General features: G+C 71.2%; 17 protein-coding genes and 1 riboswitch. Of the genes, 3 read left to right on the forward strand and 14 right to left on the reverse strand.

All coding sequences use genetic code 11. The features are described from left to right. Positions 1-120 precede the first annotated feature (120 nt). The 13 genes from V4Y04_RS14705 to V4Y04_RS14765 all read right to left on the reverse strand — a co-directional run bounded on the left by V4Y04_RS14705 (position 121) and on the right by V4Y04_RS14765 (position 14,903). Positions 121-1,509: an NAD(P)/FAD-dependent oxidoreductase gene (locus V4Y04_RS14705; RefSeq protein ID WP_332428297.1), complete on the reverse strand. Its 1,389-nt coding sequence runs from the start codon at positions 1,507-1,509 to the stop codon at positions 121-123. A 420-nt stretch (positions 1,510-1,929) separates the two neighbouring features. Beyond that, the gene (locus tag V4Y04_RS14710) at positions 1,930-2,880 is read right to left on the reverse strand and encodes a Ppx/GppA phosphatase family protein (protein WP_332428298.1); all 951 of its coding nucleotides are present in this window, start codon (positions 2,878-2,880) and stop codon (positions 1,930-1,932) included. Further along, positions 2,877-3,473: a DUF501 domain-containing protein gene (locus V4Y04_RS14715; RefSeq protein ID WP_332428299.1), complete on the reverse strand. Its 597-nt coding sequence runs from the start codon at positions 3,471-3,473 to the stop codon at positions 2,877-2,879. The genes V4Y04_RS14710 and V4Y04_RS14715 overlap by 4 nt, the downstream gene beginning before the upstream one ends. Positions 3,474-3,644: 171 nt before the next feature. After that, positions 3,645-4,121, reverse strand: a complete 477-nt coding sequence (locus tag V4Y04_RS14720; RefSeq protein WP_332428301.1) for an FtsB family cell division protein — start codon at positions 4,119-4,121, stop codon at positions 3,645-3,647. Positions 4,122-4,219: 98 nt separating this feature from the next. Then, entirely contained in the window at positions 4,220-5,503 is a 1,284-nt protein-coding gene (gene eno, locus V4Y04_RS14725; protein WP_332428302.1) for a phosphopyruvate hydratase, read from the reverse strand. A 388-nt stretch (positions 5,504-5,891) separates the two neighbouring features. Then, on the reverse strand, positions 5,892-6,668 hold the full coding sequence (locus V4Y04_RS14730; RefSeq protein WP_332428303.1) for a transglycosylase family protein: 777 nt from the start codon (positions 6,666-6,668) through the stop codon (positions 5,892-5,894). A gap of 4 nt (positions 6,669-6,672) precedes the next feature. After that, positions 6,673-6,841: riboswitch (cyclic di-AMP (ydaO/yuaA leader) on the reverse strand. A 318-nt stretch (positions 6,842-7,159) separates the two neighbouring features. After that, the gene (locus tag V4Y04_RS14735; protein ID WP_332428304.1) at positions 7,160-8,092 is read right to left on the reverse strand and encodes a transglycosylase family protein; all 933 of its coding nucleotides are present in this window, start codon (positions 8,090-8,092) and stop codon (positions 7,160-7,162) included. Between the two features lie 327 nt (positions 8,093-8,419). Then, positions 8,420-9,712, reverse strand: coding sequence for a cytochrome P450 family protein (locus tag V4Y04_RS14740; protein WP_332428305.1), 1,293 nt, complete (start codon positions 9,710-9,712; stop codon positions 8,420-8,422). An 82-nt stretch (positions 9,713-9,794) separates the two neighbouring features. Continuing rightward, positions 9,795-10,784: a nucleoside triphosphate pyrophosphohydrolase gene (locus V4Y04_RS14745; protein ID WP_332428307.1), complete on the reverse strand. Its 990-nt coding sequence runs from the start codon at positions 10,782-10,784 to the stop codon at positions 9,795-9,797. A gap of 168 nt (positions 10,785-10,952) precedes the next feature. Beyond that, on the reverse strand, positions 10,953-11,603 hold the full coding sequence (locus V4Y04_RS14750; protein ID WP_332428309.1) for a SurA N-terminal domain-containing protein: 651 nt from the start codon (positions 11,601-11,603) through the stop codon (positions 10,953-10,955). Between the two features lie 170 nt (positions 11,604-11,773). Beyond that, positions 11,774-13,270 carry a serine/threonine-protein kinase gene (locus tag V4Y04_RS14755; RefSeq protein WP_332432847.1) on the reverse strand — a complete coding sequence of 499 codons (1,497 nt, stop codon included), beginning with the start codon at positions 13,268-13,270 and terminating at the stop codon, positions 11,774-11,776. 32 nt (positions 13,271-13,302) lie between these two features. Then, positions 13,303-13,953: a hypothetical protein gene (locus V4Y04_RS14760; protein WP_332428311.1), complete on the reverse strand. Its 651-nt coding sequence runs from the start codon at positions 13,951-13,953 to the stop codon at positions 13,303-13,305. Positions 13,954-14,147: 194 nt separating this feature from the next. Beyond that, the gene (locus V4Y04_RS14765; RefSeq protein ID WP_332432848.1) at positions 14,148-14,903 is read right to left on the reverse strand and encodes an HNH endonuclease family protein; all 756 of its coding nucleotides are present in this window, start codon (positions 14,901-14,903) and stop codon (positions 14,148-14,150) included. Positions 14,904-15,169: 266 nt separating this feature from the next. Between V4Y04_RS14765 and V4Y04_RS14770 the strand changes: the two genes are divergently transcribed. After that, entirely contained in the window at positions 15,170-15,379 is a 210-nt protein-coding gene (locus V4Y04_RS14770) for an antitoxin (protein ID WP_332428313.1), read from the forward strand. A 229-nt stretch (positions 15,380-15,608) separates the two neighbouring features. Here the strand turns inward: V4Y04_RS14770 and mfd are convergent, their stop codons facing one another. Continuing rightward, on the reverse strand, positions 15,609-19,193 hold the full coding sequence (gene mfd / locus V4Y04_RS14775; protein WP_332428315.1) for a transcription-repair coupling factor: 3,585 nt from the start codon (positions 19,191-19,193) through the stop codon (positions 15,609-15,611). A gap of 234 nt (positions 19,194-19,427) precedes the next feature. Here mfd and V4Y04_RS14780 point away from each other — a divergent pair, with 234 nt between their 5' ends. Then, positions 19,428-20,219: a class I SAM-dependent methyltransferase gene (locus V4Y04_RS14780; RefSeq protein ID WP_332428316.1), complete on the forward strand. Its 792-nt coding sequence runs from the start codon at positions 19,428-19,430 to the stop codon at positions 20,217-20,219. Between the two features lie 218 nt (positions 20,220-20,437). Further along, the gene (locus tag V4Y04_RS14785) at positions 20,438-20,962 is read left to right on the forward strand and encodes a hypothetical protein (protein ID WP_332428318.1); all 525 of its coding nucleotides are present in this window, start codon (positions 20,438-20,440) and stop codon (positions 20,960-20,962) included. Positions 20,963-21,000 lie beyond the last annotated feature (38 nt).

The raw sequence follows: 21,000 nt of genomic DNA on the forward strand, positions 1-21,000 counted from the left end.
CGGGCGGACCGGAGAGTCAGGCGACCGGAGAGTCGGGCGGACCGGAGGCCGCCCGGCCGTACGCGGGCCCCGGGGAGGGGCGGCGGCGGGTCGGGCGACCAGCGGTCGATCGGCCTGACGTCAGGATGCCTTGGCCTTCTCGGCCGGTTCCTTCTTGGCGGCCGCGGGCAGCGGCGCCGGCTTCGCGGCCTCGTAGAACTCGTCGCGCGGGGACTGGATCGCGCCCAGCGAGACGACCTCGCGCTTGAGGAACACGGCGAGCGTCCAGTCGGCGAAGACGCGGATCTTGCGGTTCCACGTGGGCATGGCCATACCGTGGTAGCCACGGTGCATGTACCAGGCGAGCCGGCCCTTGAGCTTGATCTTCATCTTGCCCATGACGATCATCGCCACGCCCTTGTGCAGGCCGAGGCCCGCCACGGCGCCCTTGTTGGCGTGGCTGTAGTCCTTCTGCGGGAAGCCCCGCATGCCGGAGATCACGTTGTCGCCGAGGACCTTGGCCTGGCGCAGCGCGTGCTGGGCGTTCGGCGGGCACCAGGCGTTCTCGTTGCCGGCCTTGCGGCCCACGAGGTCCGGTACCTGGGCGTTGTCGCCCGCGGCCCAGATGTAGTCGGTGCCGGTGACCTGGAGGGTCGGCCGGGTGTCCACGTGGCCGCGCGGGCCCAGCGGCAGGCCGAAGCGGGCCAGCGCCGGGTTCGGCTTGACGCCGGCCGTCCACACGATGGTGTGGGAGTCGACCTCGAGGCCGTTCTTCAGCACGACGTGGCCGTCGACGCAGGAGTCCATGGAAGTGGAGAGGTAGACCTCGACACCGCGGCCCTCGAGGTGCTCCTTGCCGTACGCGCCGAGCTTGGGACCCACCTCGGGGAGGATCTTGTCGGCGGCGTCGACGAGGATGAAGCGCATGTCCTCACGGGACACGTTCTTGTAGTACTTGGCCGCGTCCCGGGCCATGTCCTCGACCTCGCCGATGGTCTCCGCGCCCGCGAAGCCGCCACCGACGAAGACGAAGGTGAGCGCCTTGCGGCGGATCTCCTCGTCCGTGGTGGAGTCGGCCTTGTCGAGCTGTTCGAGGACGTGGTTGCGCAGGCCGATGGCCTCCTCGATGCCCTTCATGCCGATGCCCTGCTCGGCGAGGCCGGGGATCGGGAAGGTGCGGGAGACCGCGCCCATCGCGATGATCAGGTAGTCGAAGGGCAGCTCGTAGGCCTCGCCGACGAGCGGCGCGACCGTGGCGACCTTGCGGTCCTGGTCGATGGTGGTGACCCGGCCGGTGAGGACCTCCGCCTTGGGGAGCACGCGTCGCAGGGGGACGACGACGTGCCGCGGGGAGATGTTGCCGGCGGCGGCTTCGGGCAGGAAGGGCTGGTAGGTCATGTACGACCGCGGGTCGACGACGGTGACGGTCGCCTCGCCGTAACGCATCTTCTTCTGGATGCGCCGAGCTGCGTACAGGCCTACGTACCCACCGCCTACTACGAGGATCCTGGGACGCTCCGTGGTGCTCATGCCATCGAGTATCCCCCTGCCCCGGGAGGTGAGCTCGTGCGCCCCTTCACAAGCTCGGACAGTGGTTGTGTTACACTTCCGGGCTTTTGTGATCAAGTCCATGTCGGGCACCGGGAACCAGGGCCGCACGCGAGCCGTTGTCAATGCCGCGTGAGCTGCCTCTCTTCGATTCCGACGGCGCCGCGAGACCCCACACAGGGCCTCTGCGGCGACCTCCCGGACACCACCCGTCCACACCTTCTGAACACGTTCAAAGCAGCCCAGGGGGCCCGAAAGGGTCAACCGGACCCAGTTCTTCGACCTACCGGGGCAATTTCCTTGTGAAGAACTTCACGAACTTTTCCGCCGGCGGCCCGAGAAAGGGCCCGACAGGCCCTTGCGATCACCGCTCAAAGCACGTTCGCGCTGCTCAGCAGAGCACTACTCGTCGCTGGCGACGGACCAGGCGATGCCGTCCAGGATGTCGTGTTCGCTGACGACGACCTCCTGTGCTCCGGTGCGTTCCATGACGGCGAGGAGGACCAGGGCGCCCGCTCCGATGACGTCGACCCGGCCCGGGTGCATGGAGGGGATCTCCGCGCGTTCGGCGTGGGTGGCGTGGAGAAGCCGGCCGGTGATCTCGCGGACGCGTTCCAGGGTGACCCGGGAGTGGTGGATGGCCGCCGAGTCGTACGCGGGCAGGTCCTGCGCGATCGCCGACACCGTCGTGACCGAACCGGCCAGGCCGACCAGGGTGCGGGCCTCGCGCAGCGGGACCGTCCGCTCGGCCCGGTCGAGGGCGGCCTCGATGTCGGCCCGCATCGCCGCGATCCGTTCCTCGGTCGGCGGGTCCACCACCGCCCCGTCCGCCACCAGGTGCCGCTCGGTCATCCGTACGCAGCCCACGTCGACGGACCGGGCGGCCCGTACGCGGTCGTCGCCGACGACGAACTCGGTGGAGCCGCCGCCGATGTCCACGACCAGGAACGGGCGGTGCAGGTCCGCACGGCCCGTCAGTTCCTTGGTGGCGCCGGTGAAGGAGAACTCGGCCTCCTGGTCGCCGGTGATGACCTCGGGCTCCACGCCGAGGATGTCCAGCACCCCGCGCACGAACTCGTCCCGGTTCTCGGCGTCGCGGGAGGCGGAGGTGGCGACGAAGCGCAGGCGTTGCGCGCCGTGCTCCTTGATGGCCTCCGCGTACGCGCGGCAGGCGGCGAACGTCCGCTCCAGCGCTTCGGGGGCGAGCCGGCCCGTGCGGTCGACGTCCTGACCGAGCCGCACGATCGTCATGCGCCGGTCCAGGTCGGTCAGTTCACCGGTCACCGGATCGGCGTCGGCCACCAGGAGCCGGATGGAGTTGGTACCGCAGTCGATGGCGGCGACCCGGGTCACCGGCCGTCTCCCTCGATCGGCTTGACGGCGAAGTGGCCGTCGTCCGAGGCGTCCGCCTGCCACCCCTCGCCCGCGGGCGGCGTGACCGTCACACAGGCTCCCTTGCTCCACCACTCCGGCAGCATCGCGAGCGCCTCGTCGCCCAGCGGGTTGACCCCGGGGCCGGCGGCCAGCGAGTGGGCGACCAGGACGTGCAGGCACTTCACCCGGTCCGGCATCCCGCCGGCGCTCGGGAAGTTCTTCAGCTCCTCGATCTCGTCGCGGCGCCGGATGTAGTCCTCGTGCGCCGCGCGGTACGCGACCGCCAGCTCCGGGTCCGTCGCCAGCCGCTCCGTCATCTCCTTCATCACGCCGTTCGCCTCCAGCGTCCCGATCGCCGAGGCGGCCCGGGGGCAGGTGAGGTAGTACAGCGTCGGGAAGGGGGTGCCGTCGGGCAGCTTCGGCGCGGTCTCGACGACGTCCGGCTGCCCGCAGGGGCAACGGTGCGCGATGGCGCGCAGCCCGCGCGGGGGCCGGCCGAGCTGCTGCTTGAACGCCTCGACGTCCGCGTCGGTCGGTTCGGTGCGCGGGGTCGTGGGCGGGGGGGTATCCATATCTGTCTTTCTGCGGTTCTCAGCGGTTGCCTGCGCGGCCTCTGCGCGGTTCTCCGCACGGACGGGGGCCGTTGCCGTCGTGCTGCGGGACCGTTGCCATGGTGCGGGGCCGTGCGGGCCGGCCCCGCGGGTTCCGGTGAACCGCAGGGCACCAAGGCTACGGCCCCGGGCTCACCGCTCGGCCGCGTCGGACTTGTCGACGCCGTCCCAGACGTTCACGTACCAGGGGCGGCCTGCCGATCCGCGGTCGGCGCGCGGCTGCTCGGCCGCGCCCGGGTCGATCACGATGTAGCCGGTCTCGCCGGGCATGACGTAGTGCAGCCGTGCGCGGGCCTGCTGCTCGGCGTAGGCGTCGTCCTGCCAGCGCGCCTTCATGTCGCGCAGTTGCTCGACCCGGCGGCGGGTCTCGTCCTTCTCCTGCTGGAGGTCGGCGATGTCGGCGCGCTGGGACACGTACTGCCGCATGGGATAGGCGAGGGCCACGATCAGCGAGCAGACCACCAGGGCGAGCAGCGCGGCCCGGCCGGTCAGCCGGGAGCGGCGAGCCTGGCGTTTGGTCTGCGAGCGGTAGACCCGGGCGGCGGTCTGCTCGCCGATCAGCCGGATCCTGGTCGCGGTGGAGAACCGGTCCCGGTCCTTCACGGCCATGTCTCCGCCTCCCGTTCCCCTGTCATACGCGCGTACGTCCCCGGACACGGTACGGGACCGCGTCCGGGGACGTACGGACGACTGGCAGAGCCGCGTCGTCAGGCGTTGCGGAACCGCGGGAAGGCGCTGCGGCCCGCGTACACCGCGGCGTCGTCGAGGATCTCCTCGATGCGCAGCAGCTGGTTGTACTTGGCGACGCGCTCGGAGCGGGCCGGGGCGCCGGTCTTGATCTGGCCGCAGTTGGTGGCGACGGCCAGGTCGGCGATGGTGACGTCCTCGGTCTCACCGGAACGGTGCGACATCATGCACTTGAAGCCGTTGCGCTGGGCCAGCTCGACGGCGTCCAGGGTCTCGGTCAGCGAACCGATCTGGTTGACCTTGACCAGCAGGGCGTTGGCCGCGTCCTCCTCGATGCCGCGGGCCAGGCGCTCCGGGTTGGTGACGAACAGGTCGTCGCCGACGATCTGGACCTTGTCACCGAGCTTGTCGGTGAGGGCCTTCCAGCCGTCCCAGTCGTCCTCGAACAGCGGGTCCTCGATGGAGACCAGCGGGTACGCCTCGACCAGCTCGGCGTAGTACTCCGTCATCTCGGCGGCGGAGCGCTCCTTGCCCTCGAAGACGTACACGCCGTCCTTGTAGAACTCGGAGGCGGCGACGTCGAGCGCGAGGGCGATCTGCTCGCCCGGGGTGTAACCGGCTTCCTTGACGGCCTCGAGGATGAGGTCGAGGGCCTCGCGGTTGGAGCCGAGGTTCGGGGCGAAGCCGCCCTCGTCGCCGAGGCCGGTGGCCAGGCCCTTGCTCTTCAGGACCTTCTTCAGCGTGTGGTAGACCTCGGTGCCCCAGCGCAGGGCCTCGGAGAAGGACTCCGCGCCGATCGGGGCGATCATGAACTCCTGGATGTCCACATTGGAGTCCGCGTGCGAACCGCCGTTGAGGATGTTCATCATCGGCACCGGCAGCAGGTGCGCGTTGGGGCCGCCCAGGTAGCGGAAGAGGGGCAGGTCGCTGGCCTCGGAGGCGGCGTGGGCGACGGCCAGGGAGACGCCGAGGATGGCGTTGGCGCCGAGGGAGCCCTTGTTGTCGGTGGCGTCCAGGTCGAACATCGCCTGGTCGATCAGGCGCTGCTCGGTGGCGTCGTAGCCGACGAGCTCCGGGCCGATCTGCTCGATGACGGCCAGGACGGCCTTCTCGACGCCCTTGCCGTGGTAACGGTCGGGGTCGCCGTCGCGGAGTTCGATGGCCTCGAAGGCGCCGGTGGAGGCGCCGGACGGGACGGCGGCACGACCCGTGCTGCCGTCGTCGAGGCCGACCTCGACCTCGACCGTGGGGTTGCCTCGGGAGTCCAGGATTTCCCGGGCTACGACGACGTCGATGGACGGCACGAGCATCTCCTTCATGGATGTGACGTGGTTCAGCGGGGCCACGGGGCCCTGCGGACCCGAGCCTATCCGGCTCGGAGCGATCGGCCATCCGGTCGGCCGCTTCGCGGACAGAACCGAGAGTAAATTGTTTCCGAACGGAACAAAGGCGGTATCGGAAAACCGGGAGACGGAAAACCGCGAGACGGGGGCGGGAGGCCGGGAAACGGGGGCGGGAGCGGGAGGCCGGGAGACGGGCGGGAGGCCGGGAGACGGGAGGCCGGGTCCGGCACCGCGTACGGACCGGATCCGGCCTCGAACACGGAGAAGCCCCGCTCCGGCGCGTATGGGGGATACGCGCCGGAGCGGGGCAAGGACCCCGTGGGGGAGGAGCCGGACGTGCGGCCGCGCCTTACTTCAGGTGCAGCTGCTGACCCGGGTAGATGAGGTCGGCGTCCTCGACGATGTCGTCGTTCAGCTTGAACAGCTTGTCCCAGCCGCCCTTGACGTCGTGCTCCGAGGCGATCGAGCTGAGGGTGTCGCCCTTGGCGACCTTGTACTCGCCGTCGCCCTTCTCGACCTTCTCGCCGGTCGGGGTGGTGACGGTCTTCTTGGCGGCCGGACGCTCGTCGGAGCGGGAGGCCTTCTGCTCGGCGGAACGCTCGGGAGCGGCCTCGGTGCTCCGCTCCTGGGACTCCCGCTTCGGAGCCTCCTGCTTCGGGGCCTCCTGCGAGGAGCCGCTGTTCTGGCCGCCGGAGCTCTGGTTGCCCGAGCCCTGGTTGCCCGAGCCCTCGGCGGAACCGCCACCGCCGTGGGCGGCGTTGGACAGGCCCTTGCCGCAGACCGGCCAGGCACCCTTGCCCTGGCCCGCGAGGACCTTCTCGGCGATCTCGATCTGCTGGGCCTTGCTGGCCTGGTCGGCGGTGCCGGCGTACGTCGTGCCGCCGTAGCCGGCCCAGGTGGAGGCGGAGAACTGCAGACCGCCGTAGTAACCGTTGCCGGTGTTGATCGACCAGTTGCCGCCGGACTCGCACTGGGCGACCGAGTTCCACTCGGAGGCGGTTGCGGCGGAAGCATTGCCGGCCGCCATCAGCGGGGCGGCGACGGCGGCACCGGTGACGCCGGCGATGGCGATGACACGGGTGGCCTTGGACGGACGACGGTGCTTGCCCTTGCCGGAAAACAGCATGGTTGGATCCCCTCACCGACGCCTACGAGGTGAGCTGTCGGGTTCGGGCCGGTTGAGTTGCCCGGCCGCGTCCCTCCCGGGACGCGACTTCACCCCAAGCCGCATCCGGCTTTCTCCACCGGATCCGGCGCCTACCTTGGGTCCCCCGCTCCTGCCTACGGCGCATGACGCGACGGCTGTTCCCGTACCGCCACTGGCAGGATTCGGCGTGGTGGCGGCCGGGGCCCGCGATGGCGAGCGGTCACGACCGTAGACACGGGATCGGCAGATTATCAAAGACGATCAGGGCTTCTGAGACCTATCTCTCATCGCCTTTAAACCGGACATTCATCGCGAAACGTGACCCTCAACTGGCTTTGCCGGCGCGCTTTTTCGCGCGCCGACCCACCTGCCGCCCCGTCACCGCGCGACCGGCGCACGCCCGCCGCCCGCCGCCCGGTCGGGAGAGACTCCCGCGCCCGACTGCCGACCGAATGTCAGCCGTTGCCCGATCAGGACCCGAACCCGAGCGCCTGACTGGGAAGGATGAGGTTCGGGACGGCCGCGCCCACGACCTCGCCCTCTCCGTCGAAGGCGAGGAAGTCGGAGGCGGCCGAGGAGTCGCTCCCGGAGTTCGCGCCGGAGCCGCTCGACGGGGACGAGCCGTCAAGACCGCGTGAGAAACCGAGGCCGCCACGCGAGGCGTGCCGGCCGGAGGATCCGGCCTCACGGTCCTTACGCGCCTCCTCCTCGGCGCTGGCGCCGCGGTGACGGCCGCTGCCGGAACTCTCGCCGTCGGCCGATCCCGAAGCGCCGCCCTTTTGTCCCGACTTGCCCGATTCCTTACCCTTGCCCGAGGCCGAGGGAGACGAGGAGGCGGAGGCGGAAGAAGAAGCGTCGGGTTCGGCCGATCCGTCCGCGCCCTCCCCCTTCTCCTTGCCGTCCGCGGTGTCCTTCGCGTCCGACGAGGAGTCGGAGGACTGGGACGGCGACGGAGTGTCGGACCCTTCGGGACCGTACTTGTCCGACGAGTCGTCCTGCGTACCGGTGCCGACGTCGAGCACGGGCGAGTCCTGACCCAGGCCCCCCAGCAGCCCGCAGGCCCTCCACGCGTCGACACCCTGGTCGGCGAGGATCTTCTCGGCCACCGCTATCTGCTGGCCGCGGCTGGCCTGGTCGGCGCTGGTCGCGTAGTCGAGGCCGCCGTACTTCTCCCAGTCCTCCTGGGCCAACTGCAGGCCGCCGTAGTAACCGTTGCCGGAGTTCTGGCTCCAGGAGCCACCGGACTCGCACTCGGCGACCTTGTCCCAGGTCGGGCCGTCGGCCGCGCTGGCCGCGCCGGCGCCGAGGAGGGGGATCGCGATGGCCGAGCCGGTCACTCCGGCTGCGACGAGAAGAGCCGGAGCCTGGCGGGGGCGACGGTGACGACCGTTCCCGGAGAGCATGCGGAGACCTTTCGCAGACAACGGTTGCTCGCACGACGGTTCGAGCTGTGGTGCCGCAAGAACGAGACGCCGTGCTTGATGGGTGAACGTATCGGCAGTCGAACGCTTGTCACAAGTTCATGCCGCGCAGATCACATAAAGATCACAGAGGTGAGTGTGTGTCATCTTTACGCTGGTCCTGCCGGGGTTCGACGGACCGTGTCCACAACGGACCTGACGGTCACTTGCGCGAGGGCGAAAGGCATTCGGAGGCCGGCCCGGAGCGGACTCGGCGGCCATCCGGGGCATTTCGGAATGCGTGCCGAGCACGGCGCTCTGTAGGCGACATCACGTCGGCGGCGCGGTGAATCGCACCGGCAGTGTGCGCAGTCCGCGCATGATGAGACCGCCGCGCCAGCGCAGTTCGGCCGGGTCCGCCGCGAGTTCGAGGTCCGGCAGACGGGTCAGCAGCGTGGCGAGCGCGGTCTGGCCCTCCAGGCGGGCCAGGGGAGCGCCGAGGCAGTAGTGGATGCCGTGGCCGTATCCCAGATGCTGGTTGTCGCGCCGTGCGAGGTCGAGCGTGTCGGGGTCGGTGAACCGCTCCGGGTCCCGGTCCGCGGCGGCCAGGACGACGAGGACCGGGTCGCCGGCCGAGATGTGCTGCCCGCCGAGGGTGAGTGCCTCGGCGGCGAACCGCCAGGTGGCCAGCTCCACGGGCCCGTCGTAGCGCAGGAGTTCCTCCACTCCGGTCTCCAGCAGTTCGCGTTCTCCGGCGGCGAGGGACGTCTGCAGGCGCTCGCGCTGGTCGGGGTGGGTGAGCAGTGCGTAGGTGCCGTTGCCGATGAGGTTGACGGTGGTCTCGAAGCCCGCGAACAGCAGGATGAACGCCATGGCGGCGGCCTCGTTCTCGGTGAGGTGCTCACCGTGGTCGGAGGCGCGGATCAAGCCGGAGATGAGGTCCTCGCCGGGGGCGGGCTCGGCGGGCAGGGCCTCGCGCTTGCGGTGGATCAGGTCGGCCAGGTAGCCGCGCATCTTCTTCACCGACCGGGCGACCCCGCCCCGGGGCCCGCCCTGATGCCGGATCATCATGCCCGCCCAGTCCCGGAAGTCGTCCTGGTCCTCCCGGGGGACGCCGAGCAGGTCGCAGATGGCGTAGATGGGGAGCGGGAACGCGAACTCGTGGATGAGGTCGGCGGAGCCGCGCTCCGCGAACCGGTCGATGAGGCCGTCGGTGAGCTCCTGCACCCGGGACTCGAACTCGGCGACGCGGCGCGGTGTGAACGCCTTGCTGACCAGTTTGCGCAGCCGGGTGTGGTCCGGCGGGTCGATGTTGAGCAGATGCGTCATCAGCTCGGCCTTGCGCTCACCGGGGATGCCGGTCTTCCCCTTGGCGTGGGCGGGCCCGTCGTGGTGCGCCGGGTTCTTGGAGAGGCGGGGGTCGGCGAGGGTCTGCTTGGCGTCGGCGTAACGGGTCACCAGCCAGGCCTCCACCCCGCTGGGCAGCCGCGTCCGGTGCACGGGCGCGTGCTCCCTCAGCCAGGCGTACGCGGGGTAGGGGTCGCTCGCGAACTCCCAGGTGAAGAGTTCGGGGGCGCCGTTCTCGGGCTGGGACTGAAACTGGGGCTGGGGCTGGTCGTTCACCGCTCGACCGTATCCGGCGGCAGACGGGGAGATGCGCCCCGCTCCTCACGACAGGCACCCGGTGGCACACGGGCAGGGACATCTATTCCCCCACGCCCTCCGCGGCCCGTATCGCGTCCCGGTAGGTCCGGGCGGCCGCGCGCAGCGCCGCCTCCGGGTCGGCGCCCTCCGCCTCGGCCCGCACCGCGAGGCCGAGCAGTTCGTAGCCGATGCCCTCCGCCCGGGGCAGGGGGACATCCAGCCCGGCCGTGCGGACGCGGGAGGCGAGTTTGGCGGCGAGGGCCAGTCCCGGCTGGCCCAGCGGGATGCCCTCGGTGACCGAGGTGCGCCGCTTCTCGACCGCCTTGGTGCGCAGCCAGTGCGCCTTGACCTCCTCGGGGGTGGTCGCCGTCTCGTCGCCGAAGACGTGCGGGTGGCGGTGGACGAGCTTGGCGACGATGCCGCCGGCCACGTCGTCGACGGAGAAGGGATCCTCGGGGTGCTCCTCGGCGATCCGGGCGTGGAAGACGACCTGGAGGAGGACGTCACCCAGTTCCTCGCGCAGTTCGTCCCGGTCGCCCTCCTCGATCGCCTCGACGAGTTCGTACGCCTCCTCGATGCCGTACTTCGCCAGGCCCTTGTGGGTCTGCCGGGAGGACCAGGGGCACTCGGCACGGATGCGGTCCATGACCTGGACGAGGTCGAGCAGGCGGGCGCCCGGCAGATCGTAGGAGGCGGGGAGCAGTTCCAGCTCCGGCATCGGGACACGGCCGGAGCCGGCGAGGCGGGCCAGGCCGTCGGTCAGGGCGGGCTCGCCCTCGCCGGTCGCCACGACCACCACCGTCCGCCCGCCGGCGCAGGCGCCCACCAGGTCCTCGGCGGCCGGGGACGCCTCCTCGACCGGTATGCCCGCCTCGCGCAGATACGGCAGCTGCGGGTGGGCGCCGTCCGCGCACAGCACCTTGTCGGCCGCGTGCAGGATCTGCCAGGCGGGCCAGGACAGCAGGCCGGGCGCGACGCGGTGGCTGGTGGTGAGCAGGACGATGCGGCCGGTCGGAGCCGCGGAGGGGGCCGCGGGGCTGATTGCGTTCACGATCCGAAACTAACCCACGGCGCCGCCGGCCCCAGAAAGTTGTCCACAGGAGATCCGTCCCGGTGTGAAAGTACGCCCGACTCGTCAGACAACCGCCCGACTAGTCAAGCGACCGGCTGACTCGTCAGACAACCGCCCTGCTGATTCGTCAGACGACCGCCCGGCCCGTCAGGCGACCGGCTGGGCTCCGGCTGCCCCCGTGACCTCGCGTACCCACGGGGTCCCGGCGTCGACGCGGCTGCTCTTCTCGTCGTCCCAGGTGCCGTAGCGCGGGTTGAGGTCGACGTCGAGCTTCTTGCTCGCCTCGGACAGCGCCTGCCAGAACTCGGGCCTGCTGGTGTCGGTGCCGAGCCCCTGGGCAAGCTTCTGGGCCTGGAGCTGAAGGCGGAGGTTGTCGTCGAGCCGCTCCGGCGGGATGCCGTACTGCTGCAGCCAGGCCGATTCCAGGGCCTCGGCCCCGCCGGCCTGCTCCTCCAGACCGGACCGCATCCCCTGGATCTCCTTGGGGGTGACCCTCACACCGGCGTCGCTCGCGGCACGCTCCAGCACCCGGTCCAGGACCATGCTGTGCAGGGTGTCGCGGGTGAGACCGCCGGTGCGGGCGATGGCCTGCTCGTACTGGGCCTCGTCCGGCACCGCGTCCTGCTGGGCCGCGCGGATCTCGTTGACCCGGTTCTCCAGCTGCGACACCGTGATCCGCTGGCCGCCCACGACGGCCGCCGCGCCGGGATGCGCGTCGTTCCCGCAGGCGGTGAGCAGGGGGGCCGCTGCCGTGAGGGCGGCGGTGAGGAGGAGCGCGGTGCGACGACGGCGGTGCAAGGAAACCTCCTGGGGAAGCTTGTGCGGCGGTGCACAAAGTCCTGCGATGATCGATGGTAGGCAGCGGCCGGGCTCTGGCCAACCCATTCGACCAACGATTCACCGGGACTTCCGGCACCGCCGCGCGCCCACCGGCCCGGCCGAGCCCCGAAATGAGGGATCCCGCCCCGCTATCCGCGCACCTGTCCCAGCCACTGCAGGGTCCGGCGGATCTCACCGGCGAGCGGGTGGCCGGGACCCTGGGAGCGCTCCACGTCGTGCAGCAGCCGGGCCAGGGTCTCGTGGGCCGCGGGGCGGTCGCCGAGGGCGAGCAGGAGGTGGCCGATGCGGCGGCGGACGTCATGGGCGAGCTGCGGGTCGCCCGCGGCCACGTACTGGTTCTCGTAGTACGGCAGCAGCGCACGGTATTCGGAGAGCGCCGCCGTCGGCTGGCCGAGCTGCTCCAGGCACTGGGCGGCCTCGTAGCGGTGGCGCAGGGACTGCGGGTCGGCATGGCCCGCCTCGGTGGCGCGTTCGTCGGCGAGGCGGCGCAGTTCGGGCAGTGCGCGCCGGTACTGGCCGTCGTCCAGGAGCGTGGCCGCGTACTGCTTGCGCAGGGTGCGGACGACCGGGGAGTGCTCGCCGTGCTGTTCGGCGGCGGCGGGCAGGATGCCGCCGAGGATGTCCACGGCCTGGGTGATGCGGCCCTCCCCGAGCAGCCGCTTGACCTCGTCCACGGCGGCGGCGACGTCGGCCTTCTCCGCGACGGGCGCGGGCGGTGTGACGGGAGTGGGCTGGGGCGCGGGGGTACGCGCGCGGTCGGGCCAGGGGGCATGCGGGCGCAGGAAGGGACGGGTGGGGTCGAGGGGCGCCCCGGTGGGCGTACCCCGCGACGGCAGCAGCAGCGTCAGGTGCTCGTAGACCTCCTGGGCGGAGGCGGGGCGGTGCTGCGGGTCCTTGGCGAGCAGCCGCAGCACCAGCGCCTCCAGTGCCTCGGGGACCTCCGGGCGGACCTGGCGCACCGGCACCGGCGCCTCGTAGAGGTGCCGGTGCAGCACACCGAGCGCCGTCGAGCCCGCGAAGGGCACGTCGCCGCTGAGCAGTTCGTGCAGCAGCACACCGAGCGCGTACAGGTCCGTGTACGGGCCGACCGCGCCCCCCATCGCCTGTTCGGGGGCCATGTAGGCGGGCGAGCCGATGGGCGAACCGGTGTGCGTCAGGCGCGTGGTGTCACTGTCGATGACGGAGGCGACGCCCAGGTCGAGCACGGTGACCGTGCCGTCCTGCTTCACCATCACATTGCGCGGCTTGAGGTCGCGGTGGACGATCGGCACGGCGTGCACCGCGCTCAACGCGGCACACAGTTGCGCGGCCACCGACACGGCCCACTGCCACGGGTACGGGGAGTACTCGGCGAGGTGGTCGCCGAGGTCGGCGCCGTCGACGTACTGCATGACGAGGAACAGGTCACCGTCCTCGCTGCCCGCGTCGTGCACGGTGACCAGGCCCGGATGGTCGACCTGGGCCGTCACCCGGCACTCGCGCACGAAACGGCGGCGCAGTTCGTCGGCCTCCTGGCCGGCCATCTTGTCCGGGCGCAGGAGTTTCACCGCGACCCGCCGGTCCAGCCGCTTGTCGTAGGCCGTCCAGACCTGCCCCATGCCGCCCTGCCCGATGAGCGTGGACAGTTCGTAGCGGCCGGCGACGACACGTTTAGCCGTCACGCCCACCTGTCACCCCGGTCGTCGCCGTGGCCCTGGCCGCCGTCACTTCTGCGCAGGTAGTCGCTGAGCTCGTCGAGTTCGGCGCGCACCTGGTCGATACGGGCCGGCCCGGGGTGCTGCGGCGGCTGCGCCGGGGGTACGGAGGAGGCCGGTGTGTCGTGGTGCGGCACGGGCGTCGGAGGCGGCTGCACCACGGGCTGCGGTACGACCGTCTGCACGTACGGCGACGCGGACTGCGGGTAGCCGTACGGAAGGGGGGCGCCGCCCGGCGCGTGCATCGTCGTGGCGTAGGGCGACTGCGGGCCGTGCACCCCGTGCCGATACAGCAGGCGGTGGTGGCGGATGTCCACGGTCAGGTAGTACGCGGCGGCGCCGGCGCCCAGGCACAGGAGACAGAAGAGGGCGACATCGGTCCGGGTGTCCGTCTCCGGCAGCGAACCGATCACCATCAGGAAGAAGAGGGACAGCGGCAGACTCACCCAGGCCAGCAGCCAGTCGAGGAAGCGCCCGCGCAGGACCGCGACCCGGAACAGCGGCACGGAGGACAACAGTCCGCACGACAGGAAGCCGGCGGCGGCGATCAGCACGCGCAGGGTGATGACCGTTGCCGTGCTGCGGTGGGGCGGCGCCGCGCCGTGGCCGTACATGACTGCTCCTGGACCGGTGTGGCCGATGGGACGAGTGGTGCGGGTCCGCGAGTCTGCGCGGAGCAGAACGCGGTGGGGAGTCCGAGCGTATAGGCCGAGGGGGACAACCGGTCCCGGTGTGTACCGAACCGTTGTCGTCCCGGCGGCCCCGCACTCCCCCGCGCGGAGGGCGCGGGGGCCGCACGAGGTGATGGTCAGCCGCCGCACTGCCGCAGCATCATCTCCTTGTCGGCGGTGGTCACCGGCATCTCGTACTTGACAGCGACCTGGGCGAAGCGGACCGCGTACGCGCACCGGATCGGTTTACTGGGCGGCAGCCAGGCCGCGGGCCCGGAGTCGCTCTTGGAGGAGTTGGCGCCGCCGTCGACCGGGATGAGGTTGAGGGGGTCGTTCGCCAACTGCTCCCGTTTGGCCACGGACCAGCGGGAGGAACCCATCTGCCAGCTGTACGAGAGCGGTACCACGTGGTCTATCTGGACCTCGGCCGCCTTCGCCTTGCGCCACTCGATGGTCTTGGCGGTGTACGGGTCGGCCAGCGTCATGGCCACGACCACACAGTCGGAACCGGACCTGAACCGCAACTCCTGCCCGTCGCGCTGGAGGAGGTCGTTCCGTGTGTCGCATCCGTTCCTCGCGAGGGGGACGCCGTCGGCCGTGTCCTTCCAGGCATAGCCGAACTCGTCGCGGTCGTATCCGGTCCTCGGTCCGCGCCCCTTGGTCTTCACCGTCTCGATGAGTCCGCGTCCGCCGGCCCGGTCCGTCTCCCCGGTCAGCGGGGCGAGGCCCGGGTCGGTGCCGTCCGGGTTGTCCAGCGGGCTGACCGCCCGTCCGTCCGACACCTGTGCCGCGCCGCCGTCCTCGGTGGGAGAACCGCTCTCCTCCAGGGCTTCACAGCCGGCGAGGAGCAGCGCGGCGGCCAGCGTGGCGGCCGCGGGGCCGGTACGGCGCAGGGTTCCGGGTGCGCCGCCGCGGCGCACCCGCCCGCCGGCCGCTCCCGCACGTCCCGCTCCGCCCCGTGTCTCGCCCGCGGAGAACGTCGTCGAGTACCGCCTCACGGTGCCCCCTTTTTCCGTACCTTGCACCCGTCCCCGAACGGCCGGGATCTCACTGTCTCCACGGTAGCCAGCGAGAGGTACAGACCACACCCTCACAAAAGGGGCATTCGGCACGCGTTCCGCGTATGGTCGGTGCTGAGTCACCCGGGAAGGAGTTCTGGATGGGCATCTTCGACAAGTTCAAGAGCAGCCGCGCGGCACAGGACAAGGCGAAGAAGGCCTCCGACGCCGCGGAGAAGAAGATCAACGAGAGGACCGGCGGCAAGTACGAGGACCAGATCGACACCGGGCAGCGGCAGGCCGAGGAGCGGCTCGGCATGAAGCGGGACCAGGGCCGGGACCGGGGCCAGGACCGCCCCGGTCAGCCGTAACCCCCGGGTCCTCGTCCGGCTGCCGGACCGGAACACACCGGGAAACCCGGACGATCCGTCGTGTGCGGTCCGGCCCCGTGAGGGAGCCGGGAGCCCGCACGACGGCACCGCCGCACCGTACGTCACCACGACCCGACGTGACTCCGAGCCGGGAACCGCCCACGGACTCCCCTCCCCGTGGGCGGTTTCGCGCGTCCGGGCGGCCCCGGGCACGGCGGGACCGGCCGGGTCACGACCCCAAAATCGACGTCAGGAACTCCCCGACCCACGCCAGCAGCTCCCGGCCGACCAGCGGCTTCCCGCCCACCTTCGCGGTCTTCGGGCGGGGCACCAGCACCTGGTGCCCGGTCGGCTTGATGACCGTGCCGGGGTAGAGCCGCTTGAGGCGCAGCTCCTGGGACTCGCGCAGCTCCACCGGCGCGAACCGGATGTTGCCGCCCTGCAGGACGATCTCGCCGACACCGCACGCGCGGGCGAGCATCCGCAGCCCCGCCACCAGAAGCAGGTTCTCCACCGGTTCCGGCAACTTGCCGTAGCGGTCGACGAGTTCCTCGCGCACCGCCTTGACGTCCTCCTCCTTGTCGGCGGCGGCGATCGCACGGTACGCCTGGAGCCGCAGCCGCTCGCCGGGCGCGTACTCGTGCGGGACGTGCGCGTCGACGGGCAGCTCGATCCTGACCTCGAGCGGCGGCTCCTCCTGGAGCTCACCGGTCTCCAGCTGGCGCCGGTAGTCCGCGACGGCCTCGCCGACCATCCGGATGTACAGGTCGAAGCCGACGCCCGCGATGTGGCCCGACTGCTCACCGCCGAGCAGGTTTCCGGCGCCGCGGATCTCCAGGTCCTTCATCGCCACGTACATGCCCGCACCCATCTCGGTGTGCTGGGCGATCGTCGCGAGCCGCTCGTGCGCGGTCTCCGTCAGCGGCTTCTCCGGCGGGTACAGGAAGTACGCGTAACCGCGCTCCCGGCTGCGGCCGACCCGGCCGCGCAACTGGTGCAGCTGGCTCAGGCCGAAGTTGTCGCCGCGTTCCACGATCAGGGTGTTGGCGTTGGAGATGTCGATGCCGGACTCGACGATCGTCGTCGACACCAGCACGTCGAACTTCTTCTCCCAGAAGTCGACGACGACCTGCTCCAGCGCCGCCTCCGACATCTGCCCGTGGGCGGTCGCGATGCGCGCCTCGGGCACGATCTCGCGCAGCCGGGCCGCCGCGCGGTCGATCGACTCCACCCGGTTGTGGATGTAGAAGACCTGCCCCTCGCGCAGCAGTTCACGGCGGACGGCCGCGCCGATCTGCTTCTCCTCGTAGGGGCCGACGAAGGTGAGCACCGGGTGGCGCTCCTCCGGCGGCGTGGTGATCGTCGACATCTCGCGGATGCCGGTGACCGCCATCTCCAGGGTGCGCGGGATCGGGGTGGCGGACATGGTCAGCACGTCGACGTTGGCGCGCAGCTTCTTCAGCTGCTCCTTGTGCTCGACGCCGAACCGCTGCTCCTCGTCGACGATGACCAGACCCAGGTCCTTGAACTTCGTCTCCGAGGAGAACAGCCGGTGGGTGCCGATGACGACGTCCACCGAGCCCTCCCTCAGACCCTCCAGGACCGCCTTGGCCTCCGTGTCGGTCTGGAAACGGGACAGCGCCCGCACATTCACCGGGAACTGCGCGTACCGGTCGCCGAACGTGCCGAAGTGCTGCTGCACCAGCAGCGTCGTGGGGACGAGGACGGCGACCTGCTTGCCGTCCTGGACGGCCTTGAACGCGGCCCGCACCGCGATCTCCGTCTTGCCGTAGCCGACGTCGCCGCAGATCAGCCGGTCCATGGGGACCGTCTTCTCCATGTCCTCCTTGACCTCGGCGATGGTGGTGAGCTGGTCGGGCGTCTCCACGTACGGGAAGGCGTCCTCCAGCTCGCGCTGCCAGGGCGTGTCGCCGCCGAAGGCGTGCCCGGGGGCCGCCATGCGCGCGCTGTACAGCTTGATCAGGTCGGCGGCGATCTCCTTGACGGCCTTCTTGGCGCGGGCCTTCGTCTTGGTCCAGTCGGCGCCGCCGAGCCGGTGCAGGGTGGGCGCCTCACCGCCGACGTACTTGGTGATCTGCTCCAGCTGGTCGGTGGGGATGTAGAGGCGGTCGCCGGGCTGGCCGCGCTTGGCGGGGGCGTACTCCACCACCAGGTACTCGCGGGTCGCGCCCTGCACCGTGCGCTGGACCATCTCGATGTAGCGGCCGACGCCGTGCTGCTCGTGGACGATGTGGTCGCCCGGCTCCAGGGTGAGCGGGTCGATGGTCTTGCGGCGCCGGGCCGGCATCCGGGCGCCCTCGCGGCCGGACGCCTTCTGGCCGGTCAGGTCGGTCTCGGTGAGCACCGCGAGCCGGAGCACGGGGTCGACGAAGCCGTGGTCGATGCAGCCGCAGGCGACGTGCACGAGAGACGGGGCGATCTCACCGAGGTCGCCCGTCCCCGCCTTCCCCCCGGCCCCGGCCAGGCGGGCCGGAATGCCCTCGCCGCCGAGCACCTCCACGGTGCGGGAGGCCGGGCCGTGGCCCTCGGTGACGAACACCGTGCGCCAGCCGTCGGCGAGCCAGCCCTTGGTGTCGGCGAGCGCCCGCGCGGTGTCGCCCCGGTAGCTCTCCGGGGCGTGCATGCCGAGCTTGAGGGTGTCCGGACCCCCCGCCCCGCCGTCGTCGTCGGACGCGAACGTCTCGTCGGCGGCGAACGGCGACACCGACCACCACATCGTCCCCAGCTCGCGGGCCCGTTCACGGACGTCCGCGAGGGACCGCAGGGAGGCCGCGCCGACGTCGATGGGTGCCTCACCACCCTGGGCGGTGGCCGCCCAGGACGCCTGCAGGAACTCCTGCGAGGTCGCGACCAGGTCCGCCGCACGGGTCCGCACCCGCTCCGGGTCGCACACCACACCCATGCTGCCCTCGGGCAGGACGTCGAGCAGCAGTTCCATGTCGTCGACCAGGACCGGGGCGAGGGACTCCATGCCCTCGACCGCGATCCCCTCGGCGATCTTCCCGAGCAGCTCGCCCAGCTCCGGGTGCTGCTCGGCCAGCACCCGCGCGCGCTCCCGTACCTCCGCGGTGAGCAGCAGCTCCCGGCAGGGCGGCGCCCACAGACCGTGCTCGGCGATCTCCAGGGACCGCTGGTCGGCGACCTTGAAGTAGCGGATCTCCTCGACGTCGTCGCCCCAGAACTCCACCCGGAGGGGGTGTTCCTCGGTGGGCGGGAACACGTCGAGGATGCCGCCGCGTACGGCGAACTCGCCACGCTTCTCGACCAGTTCCACGCGCGCGTACGCGGCGGCGGCGAGCGCCTCGACGGTCTCGTTCAGGTCGGCGCTCCCCCCGGTCCGCAGCGCGACCGGCTCCAGCTCGCCCAGGCCCTTGACCTGCGGCTGGAGCACAGAACGTACGGGCGCGACGACGACCGACACCGGGCCCGTCTCCGGGTCGTCCGCGCGGGGGTGCGCCAGCCGGCGCAACACGGCCAGGCGGCGTCCCACGGTGTCGCTGCGAGGGCTGAGCCGCTCGTGCGGCAGCGTCTCCCAGGAGGGGTACTCCACGATCCCCTCCGGCGGGAGCATGGAGCGCAGGGCCGCCGCCAGGTCCTCCGCCTCCCGGCCGGTCGCCGTCACGGCCAGCACCGTACGGCCGGTCTCCCGGGCGAGGGCGGCGACCGCGAACGGGCGGGCGGCGGAGGGACCGACCAGATCGACGTGCATGCGGTTGCCGTCAGTGGCCGCCGAGATCGCTTCCGCGAGGGCGGTGTCCTTGACGACGGCGTCCAACAGACCGTGCAGGCTCATTCGGGGCGCTTCCATCCGGAGGTGTGCAACACGACAGGCCCGACACGCGCCGCGGGCCGGGGGTCTCCAGCGTACGACGCCCCGCCCCGGACACCGCGCCCCGCCGGGCGGCGGCCGGGGACGGCGTGGCCGGTGGACGGAGCACGGCCTCGGGCGGCGGGCGGTGACGGACAGCTCCCCTCGAACCGCCCGTGTCGCCCGTGTCGCTACAGCCGGTAGGTCGTTGATACCACCGTGACTACAGAAAGTTACGGAGACGTGCTGTTCTCATCGGCACGCCACAACGAACAGACACGCCTGGACGGACTCACCCGGGCCCTGGACCCTGTCTCCTTCCAAACCCTGCACGACCTCGGTGTCGGACCCGGCTGGCGCTGCCTCGACGTCGGAGCGGGGACCGGCACGGTCAGCTCCTGGCTGAGCCGGACCATCCACGGGCCGGTCACCGCGGTCGACCGCGACATCACGTTCCTGGCACGGAAGCGGTCCCACCTCGATGTCGTCCACGCGGACATCAACCACACCGACTTCCCTCCGGACGAGTTCGACCTCGTCCACGCCAGGCTGCTGATGATGCATCTGCGGCAGCGGGAGGAACTGCTGCCCCGCATGCTGTCCTGGGTGCGGCCGGGAGGGCTGCTGGTGCTCACCGACGGTGTCTCACTGCACCCCGAGCAGTACCACCATCCCGCCTACCGCGAGGTGATGACGGGGCACTTCCGCATGATGGCGAACGTGATCGGCAGCGACCTCCACTTCGCCTCCCGGTATCCGCAGATCCTCACGGATCTGGGACTGGCCAAGGTCGGTCTGCTCGCGCACCACCCGATCATCGGGATGAACCCGGGGTTCGCCACCTTCGTCGCGCACACCCTCGAGCAGTCCGAGAGCCATCTGCTGGCCGACGGGGTCTCCCAGGCGACGCTGGACGAGGCCGTCGCCCACGTGCGCCGGCCCGAGACCCGGGAGATGTTCATCGCGATGCTGACGGCGTGGGGACACAGACCGCACGCGGCCGACCGGTAGGCCCCCGCCCCTGTGTCACACCTATGTGCCCGTACCTCTGCGCCGCACCTCTGCGTCACGCTCCTGCGCTCCGCCCTGCGCTCCGTGTCGAGTCCTCCCGCATTCAGTGAAAGCAAGCCCCGTATCAGATGACCACAGTCCCTCCTTACGTTCCACCCCCCGGCCCCTCGCCCGGACTCGACCGGCGCATCACCGAGTTCACCTCTTCCTGCACACGCATGCTGCTGGCGAACGACGGCCTGACGACCGTCCTCCTCGAAGCGGCGGCGAAGGCTCCCCTGCACGTCCGGATCACCCACACCGCCCGGTTGTCCGCGCACGCCCTCGACGACTCCGGCTCCCGGAGCGCACTGGGGCTTGAGGCGGGTCGGCCGTGCCTGCTGCGCCGGACCCGGCTGGTCACCCCCGGCGGGGTGCCCGTCTCCGCCAACGTCGTGGTCGCCGCGGCCGGCCGCGACGCGGACGTGGACGCGGCGATGCTGGCCCCGCAGCCCCTGGGGTACGCGCTGGCCGGCCGGGGCTGCCGACTGGAGCGGCGTCTGCTGCATGTCGGCCACGCCGCCTGGCCCGAGGCACCGGACAGGACCTGCGCGTCCAAGACGTACGTGATGTACCACGCGGGCGGACCGCTGATCTTCGTACGGGAGACCTTCAACCCCGCCTACTTTCCCGCCGGCACGGACGGAGCGGCCCCCGCGCACGAGGCGTGCCCGGCGACCGACCCGGCCCGGCCGGGGCCTTGAAAAGGTCCGGCCTGCGGCCTGGTCTGCCCGGTCTACGG

The organism is Streptomyces sp. P9-A2, assembly GCF_036634175.1.
Taxonomy (GTDB): Bacteria; Actinomycetota; Actinomycetes; order Streptomycetales; family Streptomycetaceae; genus Streptomyces; species Streptomyces pratens.